Source organism: Achromobacter sp. (assembly GCF_032102605.1).
GTDB lineage: Bacteria > Pseudomonadota > Gammaproteobacteria > Burkholderiales > Burkholderiaceae_B > Achromobacter.
In genome coordinates, this window is record NZ_DAMDGT010000005.1 from 333,445 (window position 1) to 345,449 (window position 12,005).

The following is a 12,005-nucleotide window of genomic DNA, read 5'->3' on the forward strand; positions in this document are numbered from 1 at the left end:
GAAACTTCTGCGTATCCGTGTCGCACAGAAAGAAATCAGGTCTGTAAGCCGGGTCACATCAAGAAAGACATAACACGAACCTGAAAGGTTTGTTGCCGTTGGGATGCCACCTCTTTAACTTTCATACGCGATCGTATTGAACCTTCCTGTAGCCTGAGTTCTGGTTTCCCCTAACGGGGTTTCAAGAGTCGTCATCTATAGGAGTTCAAATAATGATGAGCAAAACCTTGATTATTGCCTCGGTGCTGGCCGTCGCGCTCAGCGCTTGCAACAAGAAGGAAGATGCCCCGGCGCCCGCGACCAGCCCCGCTCCCGGAGCCACCACGCCTGCACCGACCACCCCGGCGCCGGCCGCGCCCGCCCCGACCCCGGGCACCACGCCGGGCTCCGGTTCGACCACCCCGGGTGGCTCGACCACTCCCGCGTCGTAAACATTCAGGCACGAACCCCCGCCCTGAAGACGCAAAAAAAACCCTGGCATCGAATGCCAGGGTTTTTTTTGTGCCTTGCGACGGCGCGCGGCGCAGACCGAGCGCTGCCAGCCGGGCCGGCGGAGGGCGGCTAAGCCCTCTTCCGGCTGCCGCGGCACGTTGCTGACGTGCGCGGCCCGGCGACTTGATTACATCTTGTCCTTCAGGACGCTCAGCAGACGCTGCGCGGTGGCGCTGTTGTCAGGCGTACCGTTGGCGTCCAGCACCGACACGGTGGTCTGTTCGCCGCTACCCACCAGGTGGATGCGGTACTGCGGCGCCTGGGCCTTCTTGTCGCCCGAGAACATGCGGCTGAAGAAGCCCGGCTGTTCGATCTTCTCGCCGGTGTCGGTATCGACATAGCGCACGAAGTAGTCGCCAGCCGAACGGTCGCGGTCTTCGACGGCAAAACCGCCGCCATCCAGGGCCACGCCGACGCGACGCCATGCGCGGTCGAACGATTCGCTGACGACCAGCGAAGCACCCTGCGCGCGGACGTCCTGCTGCACGGCCGGCTTCTGCGGCGAGGCCTCGGCCTGCTGCACCAGCTTGCGAGCGTTGTCGACGTCAGTGCCCAGATAGACCATCATGCGCGCCAGCATGGCGGCGTTCAGACCCGGGTCTTCCTTGCCGTTCTGCCATTGCACTTGGCCGCCGTCGGAACCTACGCGCTTTTCGAGCATCTGGCGGTGGCTGACGTAGATTTCAGTATGGCCGTTGACGCGTTCGACGCGAGTGCGGAATTTCTCGCGCTCGCCGCTATCCCAAGCCGATTCCAGCACGGCGCCCAGCGCCTGGCGGAGCCAGCTTTCCGGGATCTTCGCGCGGTTCTCGGCCCAGTCGGTTTCGATCAGGCCGGCGCCGGGATTGTTGGTGGCGACGGTGAAGCCGGTTTCGGTCCAGAAGTCGACCAGGCGCGGGAAAACTTCTTCGGGCGCGCGGTCCACGACCAGCCAGCGCAGGTCGCCGTCGCGTTCGACGCGCATGTCCTGCCGGCTGGGAAGCACGTTGCTGGTTTTCGGGGCGCTGGCCTGGGCCTGGCCCTGCTGCTGGAACTGCGAGTAGGTGGTAGAGCCCGAGGCAGGCGCGCGATAGCGGGGGTCGCTATTGGCCTGGGTCAGGTCAGGCGGAATGCTGAGGGGCTCTCCGCGTTGTGTAACGGCGCTCTTGTAGTCGACCGATTCTTCATTGCCCAGGAATTGGTTGACCTCGGAGCACCCGGCCAGCAACACCAGAGACATCAATGCCGACAAACCGGCATGACGTTTGTTCATACGTATCCTCACGATATTTAGAGCAGTCCCGTTTCCTGCAGCGCGCCGCGCACCGTTGCGTGATGCTGCGCCCCCAGTTCCACCAGCGGCAGCCGGTAGCCAAGTGCGCTGCGACCCATTTCGGCCAACGCCCACTTGACGGGAATAGGATTGGCTTCAACGAACAAAGCCTTGTTCAGACGCGCCAGGAACGCGTTAAGTTCACGGACCTTCGGCACGTTGCCAGCCAGGGCGGCGGCACAGAGGTCACGCATGAGCTTCGGAGCCACGTTGGCCGTGACGGAAATGTTGCCGCGGGCGCCCAGCAGGATCAGGGCGGCGGCGGTGGGATCGTCGCCACTGAAAACCTGGAAGCTGGCCGGCGCTTCGCGCAGCAGCAGACCGCCGCGGGCGATGTCGCCGGTGGCATCCTTGATACCGACAATGCCAGGCACCTGCGCCAGGCGCAGGATCGTTTCGTTGCTCATGTCGGCAACGGTGCGGCCGGGCACGTTGTACAGAATGGTGGGCAGGTCGACGGCTTCCGCGATGGTGCGGAAGTGGCGGTACAGGCCTTCTTGCGAAGGCTTGTTGTAGTACGGGACGACCGACAGGCCAGCCTGCGCGCCGACAGCCTTGGCGTGGCGGGTCAGGTGGATGGCTTCGTCGGTGGAATTGGCGCCCACGCCAGCGATGACCGGAATGCGGCCGGCGGCGTGTTCGACGGCAACGCGGATCAGTTCCGCGTGCTCGTCCATGGAGACCGTAGGCGACTCCCCGGTGGTGCCCACCACCACCAGCGCGTCGGTTCCTTCCTGGACGTGCCAGTCGATCAACGACCGGTAGGCAGCGTAGTCCAGGCTGCCGTCGGGTTGCATTGGGGTGACCAGGGCCACCATGCTGCCCTGGAAATTAACGCCTGCGGCGGTTGCAGGGGATGCCATAAATGTAAGGCTCCAAAACCCCGCGGCGGGATGCCCCGGGGCCAGATTCAGTGAAACGGCTGAGTTTAACGGATATTGGCCGAAATCTTACAAAAACCACTGGACGATCGTCGTTCCCAGCCCCAGGATGGGCTGCATCAATAGCCAGAGCACGTCGGTGACCAGCAGGACGATGACGATCACCAGTCCATACGGCTCTATTTTCGAGTACTGCCAGGCCATGCGGTTGGGCAGCAGACTGAAAAGGATGCGGCCGCCGTCGAGCGGCAAGATGGGCAGAAGGTTCAGCGCCATCAGCACCAGGTTGACGTTCACACCCGCCACGGCCATTTCGAACCAGAAGCTTTCGTGCAGGCCGCTTTCCATGAAAAGCCGCAACGACACCGCCCACAGGATGGCCATGAACAGGTTGGCCGCGGGGCCCGCCAGCGCCACCCACAGCATGTCTTTCTTGGGACGGCGCAGGCGGCCGAAATCCACCGGGACGGGCTTTGCCCAGCCGAACAGCAATCCGGGGCTGCCCATGAGCTTCGAGGCCAGCAGAATGGCCACCGGCACCAGCAGCGTGCCGACCGGATCAATGTGACGCGCGGGATTCAGGCTGACCCGCCCGGCCTGATAGGCGGTGGGATCGCCCAGCATGCGCGCCACGTAGCCGTGCGCGGCTTCGTGCAGGGTGATGGCGAAGATGACCGGTATCGCGTAGACCGCAATGGTTTGGATGATGTCATTCATGGCGAACCGGATTGTAGATGAGCCGCGCGCCAGCGCGGGGCCTGGCGCGCAAAGAGACGATGAGGAGGTTCAGACCAGACCCAGCGTGGCGGGATCGCCGCGCCCCACGCGCACCACCACCGGCTCGTCGCCGGTCAGGTCGATCACGGTGGTGGGCGACTGCGGGCATGCGCCGGCATCAATAATGGCGGCCAGGTCGTGGTCGTAGCGTTCGCGGATTTCCTCGGCGTCGTTCAGCGCCTCGGTTTCGTCCTTGGGGATCAGCGTCGTGGACAGCAGCGGCGCCCCCACCTGCTCCAGCAGGCCAAGGATGACGGTGTGGTCCGGCACGCGGATACCGATGGTCTTGCGCGACGGGTGCGACACGCGTCGCGGCACTTCCTTTGTGGCTTCGAGGATGAAGGTCCAGGGGCCGGGCGTCGCGGCCTTGAGCAGGCGGTACTGCTTGTTGTCGACGCGCGCGAAGTGACCGATCTCGGCCAGGTCGCGGCACAGCAAGGTTAGATGATGCCGTTCATCGAGGCCGCGCAAACGGCGCAGGCCATCGGCGGCGTTCTTATCGTCCAGCCGTGCCACGACGGCATAACTGGAGTCGGTGGGGACTGCGAGCAGGCCCCCGTCGTTCAGCCATTGGGCGGCCTGCTTGAGCAGGCGGGGTTGGGGATTCGCGGGGTGGACGGAGAAAAACAAGGCCATGGGTTTATCCTAACATCCTAGAGGGCCGCTCATTAGAGCGGCGATGCAAAATGGCGGTAACGCCGAACCGCCCGGAGAAACACTATGCGTCTCGATAACTCGCGCCGAAGCGACAATGTGGAAGACCGTCGATCCAGTGGCCCGCGAATCGGCGGGCGCGGCACCATTGGCATAGGCACGATAGTACTTGCACTGGTCGCCATGTACTTCGGGGTCGACCCCAGCGTGGTCCTGCAGATGGCCGAAGGCCCCACGACCCAGCAACAGGAAGCGCCCGCCTCGGCGCCCCCGGCCAATGATCCGCAAGCGGTCTTCGTATCGAAAGTGCTGGGCGAGACCGAAGACGTCTGGACGGGCATCTTTCAAAAAGAGCTTAACCGGCAATACGTCGAACCGAAGCTGGTGCTGTTCCGCGGCGCCACGCCCACGGCCTGCGGCACCGGCCAGTCCGCCATGGGTCCGTTCTACTGCCCCGGCGACAGCAAGGTGTATATAGACCTGTCCTTTTTTGACGAACTGCAGAACCGCTTCAAGGCGCCCGGCGATTTCGCGCAGGCCTACGTCATTGCTCACGAAGTCGGCCATCACGTGCAGCACCTGCTGGGCATTTCGGACCAGGTGGACAATCTGCGCCGCCGCAACCCGTCGCAGGCGAATGCGTTGTCGGTGCGCATGGAGTTGCAGGCGGACTGCTTCGCCGGAGTATGGGCGCAACGCGCCGACGCCGCGCGCAGCATTCTGGAAGGCGGCGACATCGAAGAAGCGCTGGCGGCCGCCACGGCCATCGGCGATGACCGCCTTCAGAAGCAGAGCCAGGGCTATGTGGTGCCCGACGCCTTCACGCATGGCAGCTCGGCGCAGCGCGTGCGCTGGTTCAAGCGCGGGCTGGAAAGCGGCAGCCTCAAACAGTGCGATACCTTCGGCGCCGCATCGCTGTGACGCGTTGCAGCGCTGCCGGACGCCCGCTGAAGACTGTATATCCGTACAGCCATAACGCTTCGGCCGTCTTCATCTTGTAAGATTACGCCCCTTCGCAATGCTGCGCGCGCGTGTTTTCGCCGCCGCGCGGCGGGGGCAGCGCATGCCACACGCAAGATTTCCCAGCGCGCACTCCCAAGACCCTAGATCAGTTTCCATGGCCAACAAGTTCGAACCATTAATCACCGTTGATGAGGTGCAAGAGATCCTTGCCGAACCCAAGGAAACCGCAAAGCCGATCCTCTGGACCCCGAAGCCGGGCATCGGCAACGCGCAGTGGATGGAGTTCAGCAGCCCCTGCCGGGTCAAGGGCGAAGTGCGCGAGGACGTGATCTTCCGCACCATCTATCGCGGCGCGCGCACGGCGGTGCACGGCCAGGCCACCATCTTCCTGACGGAAGCGTTTTGCGCCAGCCTTTTCGTGGGTCCGCACAGGGTGTACGGCGTGGATACCGACGACTCTTTCCATACCAGCCTGGTGGGTTTGGGACGGCCGCAGTACCGCAAGCCGCTGGCAGACCGCAGCCATGAACACATCTGGGTCGAGGAAGGCGAAGGCTATGCCGAGCCCATCGTGCCTGCCCTGGACACCATCAGCGCGCTGATGCAGTATTTCCTGCCGCGAGCGAACCTGACGCTGGCCGGCGGTTTTGCGCATCCCCTCAAAGGCCGCCAAATCGAACTGATCCTATGAGCAATTTCCTGGAAGCCTCCGGCTGGACCGTCCTGCCGGCGGGTGAGCACGCCATCCGCGCGGTTTCTCCCATGACGCTGGGCCTGGACGGCCAGCACGCCGCCTTCTTCATCGCCCATCCCGACGAGGCCACGTTCTACCTGACCGACGCCTGTGAGACCGCGATGCACGCGTCCAGCTTCGGCATCGACCTGGCGCCCAAGCGCATCGATATCCTGAACGAGACGCCGGGCGTCAGCCTGGCGCACTTCGACCGATCCGGCGCCATCGTGGCCGAAGGGCCGAACGAGCAACTGCAGGAAGCGCTCTGGGACGCCGTGAAGCTGGCGATGGCCCTGTCCTTCCAGTGCGCGAAATGGATGCCCCGGTTCAGCCAGTTGCGCTTTCGCGCGCAGGTGGGCCGCGCGCTGGCCGAGGGCGTGGGCGTGAACCGCATGGTCAAGGGCGCGCGCGCCAAGGGCAGCAGTGGCCACACGGCGGACTTCGCCTATGCGGTGCGCGCGGCGGGCAGCACGGCCCTCACCTACATCGAACCCATCGCCCTGAAGGCCGGCAAGAAAATGGACTGGACGCAGGTCTACCAGACCCACGGCAAGATGTCCGACGTGAAGATGGCGGATGCGCGCAATTCGCGCATGGTGATCCTGGAAGACGGCGCGTCGGCTGAAGAATTCAAGAAGGCCGTGACGATCCTGGAGCAATCCGCGACCGTGCAGACGCTGGCCAAGACTCGCGACTGGCGGGAAGTATTTTCGGCCTGAGACAGCGTCAGGACGGCGTGTTCGTCAGGCCGTCGACGATTTCGCGGCCATGCAGGATGGCCGCATGCACTGCTTCGCGGGGGCTGTAGACGAAGCCGCCGCCCGCGAACTGCGGCACGGGGTATTCGTCGCCATCGTGGCTGGCCCCCGCCTGGACCACCATCACCGAGGCGGTGAAGACAGGGCCGCTGGGTAGCGCCTGTGGTTCGATAGCGTCGCCGCCCCGGGAAACCTTGGCCGTCAGGCGGTATCCCTTGTATATCAAGTTGTTCTGATGCACTTCGGAGTCCTCTATCTGTGGTCGAGCATACTCCGTGATACGTGACAGTCCGGATAAGTTTTGTAACTCAAGCAGAAAATAGAAACACTGTTGCGTGCTCAATAGTGCGTCCCCTTTTCTCAACTAATGAGAAGCGCGGTCACTGATCGCGCCCGAAAGGTAGCGCTGGCGCGGCCTTACGGCCTGCGCCGAATTCCAGCCGGCGGGCGCCCGGCAGCGTTTTCCCGGGATTACCCTAATCCCTGTTGCGAAACTGCATCCTGGGACGAATTCATGCCAGTCGCCCGCATGTAGTCCTCCAGTCGCCAACCCTTGCCCAGCAGGATCATCCGGGTGTGCAGATCTTCCTGCACGCGCGGGCGCACCGACTTGCCCAGGTAACTGAGCTGCTTGCGCCGCAGATCCACATACCCCAGTTCATAATCGCGGGACAGCCCCATCCAGAGCCTGTGCGCCCCCGTGGACTGCCGGGCGCCGCTGATGATGCATACGCCTGCGTCCAGCGCCCAGCGGTAAACGGACGTGGCAAGCCCCATGCCCTGATAGGGCCGCGCATATTTGGAGTGCGGCGCCCGCACGTATGGGTCGGCCCGCCGGCCTACCTCGATCAGCCTGTTGAACACGGTGTAGCCCGCCAGCCTGTCGCGCCGCACGTCCACCACATACACGTAATACTCGCCATCGGCTTCGCGGTAGCGAAGCACAAGACCAGGGATGTCGGTCTTGACCTCCGGCAGTCCATGCAGGCGGTCCAGAGGACGATTCATGCGGTTGTGGATGGCATCGAGCTCCTTGTCCACCTCTTGCGGGCAATGGTTAACGTCGATGCGCAATTCCGTCACGATCTGGATGACATGACGGAACGCGTGCAGGGCCAGCGTAGGCACGGCCACCTCCTGTACAGGGTTGAAATGCTGTCCGCGAGGGACGGGAAGACGAAAAAAAAGCCGCATTCGCGGCTCGAATGGTTGTGGGCGTTTCCGCCACCCGTGGTGGCGCGAAACTGAAGACATGGGGAAGAAGCGCGGATCAGGCAGCCGCATGCGCGTCCCTTTGCGCAGCAGGCTGTTCGCCGGCTGGACCGAAGAAAACGGGGAATTGCCGCTCGCCCTTGCGGGTGACGCGCAAGGCCCGGGAATCCAGGTCCTTGGTGACCCAGCCGCGCGCCAGCAACGCGTCCAGCAGCGCGGCGCCGAGCCCGCCGCCCAGATGGGAACGCCGCTCGCTCCAGTCCAGGCACGCGCAGGCGAAGCGGCGGCGGCGCTGGCGCGCCAACGCGACGTCCACCCCCACCTGCGCCAGCGAGGCCTCGCCCAGCGGCGTAAGCGCATAATCGCGCCCGTCGGCCGCCAACCAGCGACGCGCCAGCATGGCATCGTGGATGCGCACCGCCAGGGTGCCGGCCATGTGGTCGTAGCAGGTGCGGGCCTCGCGCAGCGCCGATGGCGTGCTGGGCTTGAAGGGCGTGCGTTCGGCGCCGGCCACGACCAGCAGCGCCTCGAGCGCATGGCCGACGTCGCCGCTTGCCAGCCGGTAGTAGCGGTGCTTGCCCTGCACCGCCATTTCAACGAGGCCCTGGTCGCGTAGACGCTGGAAATGGCTGCTGGCGGTGGACGCGCCGATTTCCGCGGCCGCAGCGAGTTCGGTGGCGGTACGCGCCCGGCCGTCCAGCAGCACGCACAGCATGCGCGCCCGCGCCGGGTCGGCGATGGCGCTGGCCACAGCGGACAGGTTGATGTCGGCGAACTCGGATTCCATGGTTCGATCTGGACCAAAGTATTGAATGGTGGACGTAAGCATACTGCGAGTCATCGCAACCCGACACCCGGCCCCGCCCCCTATGCCGTCCCCTGCATCTTTCTTCGGCTGGAAAGTCCTGCAAGCCACCTTCGTCCTGGCCATCTTTGGCTGGGGCGTGGGCTTTTACGGTCCGCCCGTATTCCTGCACGCCGTGGTCCAGCGCACCGGCTGGAGCGTGGCGCTGGTCTCCGGCGCCGTCACCCTGCATTTCCTTGCCGGTACGGTAGTCGTGGCCAACCTGCCGCGCCTATACCGGCGCATCGGCGTGGCGCGCACGACGTCGATCGGCGCCGCGCTGCTGGCGCTGGGCGTGGCGGGCTGGGCCTTGGCGCGCGCGCCGTGGCAACTGTATGCGGCCGCGGCGATCAGCGGCATGGGATGGGTCACGCTGGGCGCCGCAGCCGTCAACGCGCTGATCGCGCCCTGGTTTGTGCGCCAGCGTCCGGCCGCCTTGGGCATGGCCTACAACGGCGCCAGCGTCGGCGGCATCGTGTTCTCGCCGTTGTGGGTGTTCCTGATCGCGCAGGCCGGCTTCGCTCAGGCGGCCTTGTGGGTGGGGCTGACGATGGTCGCCGTGGTCGCCGCGCTGTCGCGCAAGGTATTTTCCGTGACCCCGCAGGCGCTGGGTCAGGCGCCGGACGGCGACGTGGGCGCAGAACCGGCGCCTGCGGGCGGCACGGTCATCGCAAGCGTCACCAACCTGTGGCGCGACCGCGCGTTTCTCACGCTCGCCGCCGGCATGGCGCTGGGTCTGTTCGCGCAGATCGGACTCATCGCGCATCTGCTGTCCCTGCTGGCCCCGCTGCTCGGTGCGCAGACGGCCGGGCTGGCGATGGGTCTGGCCACGGTCAGCGCCATCGCCGGGCGAACACTGGTCGGTTGGTTGATGCCGCCCGACGCCGACCGCCGCAAGATCGCCTGCGCGGCCTATGCGGCGCAGATCGGCGGATCGCTGGTGCTGATGCTGGGGGGAGACCACGCCTGGGCGGTGTGGGCGGGCGTCGTGCTGTTCGGATCCGGCATCGGCAACGCCACGTCCCTGCCGCCGCTGATCGCCCAGACGGAATTCACGCGCGGGGACGCCGCGCGCGTAGTGCCGTTGATCGTGGCGCTATCGCAAGGAGCCTATGCCTTCGCGCCCCTGGCGTTCGGCGCGCTTCGGACCCTGTTGCAGGCGTCCGGGCTTGCGTTGTGGGGCTTTCTGGCGGCGACCGCATTGTTGCAGGCAGCCGCCATCGCATGCCTTGCCGCGGGCCGCGGCGCGCAGGCTGCGCGCGCGATCGATCCCGCCCGCGCGCGCTGATCCCGGAAACCGTCAGCCGCCCCGGCGCGCCACCAGGCCCGCCATGACGGCGTCGCCGCATTCGCTGACCAGGCCCTCGGCCACGCCCCTGCGGTCGGCCTCGGACCGATTCTGGCTGACCTTCCATTTGCCTTCGATGCGCGCAATGGGAATCTCGACGCCAATGATGGCGCGCATTTGCGCGGCGATGAAATCGGCGGGCGCCTCGTCGACGCTCCAGGGCTGGACCCGAGCCTTTTCCTGGCTCTCCGTCAGGGCCTCCAGCTGCGCGCGCAGCCAGGCGGAATCGTCCTGGATTACTGGCGTGCCCCACACATGCACCGCCACGAAATTCCAGGTGGGCACCACCTTGTGCGTTTCGGCCTTGGTGGCGTACCAGGACGGCGTGATGTAGGCCTGGGCGCCATGGAAGGCCACCAGGCACTCGCGTCCCGCGGCCAGCTCCGCCAGTTGCGGATTGGCGCGCGCCACGTGCAGACGCAGGACGCCGTGCGGCCCTTCCGGGTACAGCAGACAGGGGATGTGGTTGGCCATCAGCCCCCCGTCGCCGCTGGTGAAGACCACGCCAAGCGGATGCGCGCGGATGAACTCGTGCTGGGTTTCCAGGGAATCTTCGCGAAAGGCGGACGGCAGATACATGATGACGGCGCGGAAAGTAAGGGAAAGCGACAACATAGCGCGGCCGTGGCACTACTGAAAGAGCCACATAACTGGCATTTCATGGAACCAGCGAAAAGCCGCTACCACCAGCAGGTGCCACCAGCACCGCTATCGTCGCGACCGCCCGTAAGCGGCATTCATACGATCGCGGGCTTCCGTCTCGTGCGCATAGGCACGATCGTAGTTTTCCAGGCATCCGGGCGTGGGATTGGGCCACTTGATCGCGGCGATCGCCGCGGTCAGCTCATCACGCGCTCGCTGCCATTCCTTGACGGCGGCATACCATTCGCTGGTGGTGTCCATAGAAAGTCCCCCATGCGCACACACCCTGATCGTAGTCCCGTCAGCCCCGAACCAGACAAGCTTTTTAGGTAGCCAGAAGGATGGCGAAGCCACCTTTCAAGGCGGCCGCTCTCCGTGGAAAAAATCAGCGCCCGCCATCGCCATTCAGGCAGATAATTGCCCGCATGCCCGCGCCGATCCTGCACCCGCCGCGCGGAGCAATGGTCGCAGTGCGCCAACGCTTCAATACGCGGCAGCGCCGGCCATGCACGGTTGCCCCACCCGCCTGCCGCACGCCTTGCCGATCCACCCGTCCAACCGCTGTTGTCCGGAAAGGAAAGCACATGAAGCCCTTCCTCGCACTTGCCGCCTGCTGCGCGCTCATGGCACTGGCCGGCTGCACCAACCTGCCCAAGGCTCAAGACTATTCCACGTCGCTGGGCGAACCCCAGAGTCAGCTGCAGCAAGACCCAAACTGGAGCGGCGGCCGCATCTGGGTTCGGCCCGGCCCCCCGATCGGCAGCCAGTTCGACAGGAAGCTGATCCTGGAGGACGTGACCTACATACCTGGCGACCGGCCGGATCAGCTGGACATGCGCGAGGACGCCGAGTTGCGCCAGCGGGTGCTGGCCTATATGAACGAAGCGCTGCGCCGCGAATTTACGCAGGGAGGCTATCAATTGATATCGGCGCCGGCGCCACGCTCGGTGCGGCTGCGCGCGGCCATCACGGGCACCTTCCGCAACGACCGGGATCCGAGGCCCGGCGAATACGTGCCGATCGGCTACGTGTTGGGCCAGACGGCCAAGGCCGCGGGCCTGCGCGACCAATCCGCGCGGCTGTTGATCGAAGCCTCCGCGCGAGACGCCACCACCAACCAGTTGCTGATCGCGTCGCTGGGCGCCGTGACCGGCAGCAACCTGCCGGCGGATCGCAAACCCACGGCGGCCGACGTGCAGAGCGCTATCGATGACTGGGCGCATAAGGTTCGGCTGCAATTCGACCGTATATGGGTTGCTGAAATACCGAAAACCCAATGAGGCGTCGGGCAATTTTTCGTCTTCATATCACGATGTGATGAATATTGACGTCAACCCTCACTTACCCAGGGACCACGGCTAATGCTACTGTTCCGCCTGTGCAAGGAGT

The 12,005-nt window shown here is 65.0% G+C and carries 15 protein-coding genes; 6 read left to right on the forward strand and 9 right to left on the reverse strand.

All coding sequences use genetic code 11. The features are described from left to right. Positions 1-212: 212 nt before the first annotated feature. Positions 213-431 (forward strand): endopeptidase, encoded by a 219-nt coding sequence (locus RT614_RS14360; RefSeq protein WP_409558470.1) that lies wholly within the window; start codon positions 213-215, stop codon positions 429-431. Between the two features lie 188 nt (positions 432-619). On the opposite strand, the gene bamC is transcribed toward RT614_RS14360, so the two are convergent. The 4 genes from bamC to RT614_RS14380 all read right to left on the reverse strand — a co-directional run bounded on the left by bamC (position 620) and on the right by RT614_RS14380 (position 4,098). Further along, positions 620-1,744, reverse strand: a complete 1,125-nt coding sequence (bamC, locus tag RT614_RS14365; RefSeq protein ID WP_313622775.1) for an outer membrane protein assembly factor BamC — start codon at positions 1,742-1,744, stop codon at positions 620-622. A 17-nt stretch (positions 1,745-1,761) separates the two neighbouring features. Further along, positions 1,762-2,667 carry a 4-hydroxy-tetrahydrodipicolinate synthase gene (gene dapA, locus RT614_RS14370; RefSeq protein ID WP_313622776.1) on the reverse strand — a complete coding sequence of 302 codons (906 nt, stop codon included), beginning with the start codon at positions 2,665-2,667 and terminating at the stop codon, positions 1,762-1,764. A gap of 87 nt (positions 2,668-2,754) precedes the next feature. Then, entirely contained in the window at positions 2,755-3,402 is a 648-nt protein-coding gene (locus RT614_RS14375) for a site-2 protease family protein (RefSeq protein WP_313622777.1), read from the reverse strand. A 69-nt stretch (positions 3,403-3,471) separates the two neighbouring features. Further along, positions 3,472-4,098 (reverse strand): L-threonylcarbamoyladenylate synthase, encoded by a 627-nt coding sequence (locus RT614_RS14380; protein ID WP_313622778.1) that lies wholly within the window; start codon positions 4,096-4,098, stop codon positions 3,472-3,474. A gap of 84 nt (positions 4,099-4,182) precedes the next feature. Here RT614_RS14380 and RT614_RS14385 point away from each other — a divergent pair, with 84 nt between their 5' ends. The 3 genes from RT614_RS14385 to RT614_RS14395 all read left to right on the forward strand — a co-directional run bounded on the left by RT614_RS14385 (position 4,183) and on the right by RT614_RS14395 (position 6,531). Further along, complete coding sequence (locus RT614_RS14385) at positions 4,183-5,037, forward strand: neutral zinc metallopeptidase (protein ID WP_313622779.1); 855 nt, start codon at positions 4,183-4,185, stop codon at positions 5,035-5,037. 196 nt (positions 5,038-5,233) lie between these two features. Next, positions 5,234-5,770, forward strand: a complete 537-nt coding sequence (locus RT614_RS14390) for a hypothetical protein (RefSeq protein ID WP_313622780.1) — start codon at positions 5,234-5,236, stop codon at positions 5,768-5,770. Further along, the gene (locus RT614_RS14395; RefSeq protein WP_313622781.1) at positions 5,767-6,531 is read left to right on the forward strand and encodes a DUF1828 domain-containing protein; all 765 of its coding nucleotides are present in this window, start codon (positions 5,767-5,769) and stop codon (positions 6,529-6,531) included. The genes RT614_RS14390 and RT614_RS14395 overlap by 4 nt, the downstream gene beginning before the upstream one ends. Before the next feature lie 7 nt (positions 6,532-6,538). Here the strand turns inward: RT614_RS14395 and RT614_RS14400 are convergent, their stop codons facing one another. The 3 genes from RT614_RS14400 to RT614_RS14410 all read right to left on the reverse strand — a co-directional run bounded on the left by RT614_RS14400 (position 6,539) and on the right by RT614_RS14410 (position 8,569). After that, positions 6,539-6,811, reverse strand: a complete 273-nt coding sequence (locus tag RT614_RS14400) for a hypothetical protein (RefSeq protein ID WP_313622782.1) — start codon at positions 6,809-6,811, stop codon at positions 6,539-6,541. 230 nt (positions 6,812-7,041) lie between these two features. Beyond that, on the reverse strand, positions 7,042-7,698 hold the full coding sequence (locus RT614_RS14405) for an N-acetyltransferase (protein ID WP_313622783.1): 657 nt from the start codon (positions 7,696-7,698) through the stop codon (positions 7,042-7,044). A 142-nt stretch (positions 7,699-7,840) separates the two neighbouring features. Beyond that, on the reverse strand, positions 7,841-8,569 hold the full coding sequence (locus RT614_RS14410) for a helix-turn-helix transcriptional regulator (protein WP_313622784.1): 729 nt from the start codon (positions 8,567-8,569) through the stop codon (positions 7,841-7,843). Between the two features lie 82 nt (positions 8,570-8,651). Between RT614_RS14410 and RT614_RS14415 the strand changes: the two genes are divergently transcribed. Then, positions 8,652-9,914 (forward strand): MFS transporter, encoded by a 1,263-nt coding sequence (locus RT614_RS14415; protein WP_313622785.1) that lies wholly within the window; start codon positions 8,652-8,654, stop codon positions 9,912-9,914. Positions 9,915-9,926: 12 nt separating this feature from the next. Here the strand turns inward: RT614_RS14415 and RT614_RS14420 are convergent, their stop codons facing one another. Both RT614_RS14420 and RT614_RS14425 read right to left on the reverse strand, forming a co-directional pair. Continuing rightward, the gene (locus RT614_RS14420) at positions 9,927-10,553 is read right to left on the reverse strand and encodes an FMN-binding negative transcriptional regulator (protein ID WP_313622904.1); all 627 of its coding nucleotides are present in this window, start codon (positions 10,551-10,553) and stop codon (positions 9,927-9,929) included. 129 nt (positions 10,554-10,682) lie between these two features. Then, on the reverse strand, positions 10,683-10,877 hold the full coding sequence (locus RT614_RS14425) for a hypothetical protein (RefSeq protein WP_313622786.1): 195 nt from the start codon (positions 10,875-10,877) through the stop codon (positions 10,683-10,685). Positions 10,878-11,200: 323 nt separating this feature from the next. Between RT614_RS14425 and RT614_RS14430 the strand changes: the two genes are divergently transcribed. Continuing rightward, entirely contained in the window at positions 11,201-11,896 is a 696-nt protein-coding gene (locus RT614_RS14430) for a DUF3313 domain-containing protein (RefSeq protein ID WP_313622787.1), read from the forward strand. The last annotated feature ends 109 nt before the right edge of the window (positions 11,897-12,005 follow it).

Coding starts and splice junctions, on each gene's coding strand:
- RT614_RS14415 (WP_313622785.1), top strand. CDS start 8,652: ATGCCGTCCCCTGCATCTTTCTTCGGCTGGAAAGTCCTGCAAGCCACC.
- RT614_RS14375 (WP_313622777.1), bottom strand. CDS start 3,402: ATGAATGACATCATCCAAACCATTGCGGTCTACGCGATACCGGTCATC.
- dapA (WP_313622776.1), bottom strand. CDS start 2,667: ATGGCATCCCCTGCAACCGCCGCAGGCGTTAATTTCCAGGGCAGCATG.
- RT614_RS14380 (WP_313622778.1), bottom strand. CDS start 4,098: ATGGCCTTGTTTTTCTCCGTCCACCCCGCGAATCCCCAACCCCGCCTG.
- bamC (WP_313622775.1), bottom strand. CDS start 1,744: ATGAACAAACGTCATGCCGGTTTGTCGGCATTGATGTCTCTGGTGTTG.
- RT614_RS14420 (WP_313622904.1), bottom strand. CDS start 10,553: ATGTATCTGCCGTCCGCCTTTCGCGAAGATTCCCTGGAAACCCAGCAC.
- RT614_RS14390 (WP_313622780.1), top strand. CDS start 5,234: ATGGCCAACAAGTTCGAACCATTAATCACCGTTGATGAGGTGCAAGAG.
- RT614_RS14430 (WP_313622787.1), top strand. CDS start 11,201: ATGAAGCCCTTCCTCGCACTTGCCGCCTGCTGCGCGCTCATGGCACTG.
- RT614_RS14385 (WP_313622779.1), top strand. CDS start 4,183: ATGCGTCTCGATAACTCGCGCCGAAGCGACAATGTGGAAGACCGTCGA.
- RT614_RS14425 (WP_313622786.1), bottom strand. CDS start 10,877: ATGGACACCACCAGCGAATGGTATGCCGCCGTCAAGGAATGGCAGCGA.
- RT614_RS14410 (WP_313622784.1), bottom strand. CDS start 8,569: ATGGAATCCGAGTTCGCCGACATCAACCTGTCCGCTGTGGCCAGCGCC.
- RT614_RS14395 (WP_313622781.1), top strand. CDS start 5,767: ATGAGCAATTTCCTGGAAGCCTCCGGCTGGACCGTCCTGCCGGCGGGT.
- RT614_RS14360 (WP_409558470.1), top strand. CDS start 213: ATGATGAGCAAAACCTTGATTATTGCCTCGGTGCTGGCCGTCGCGCTC.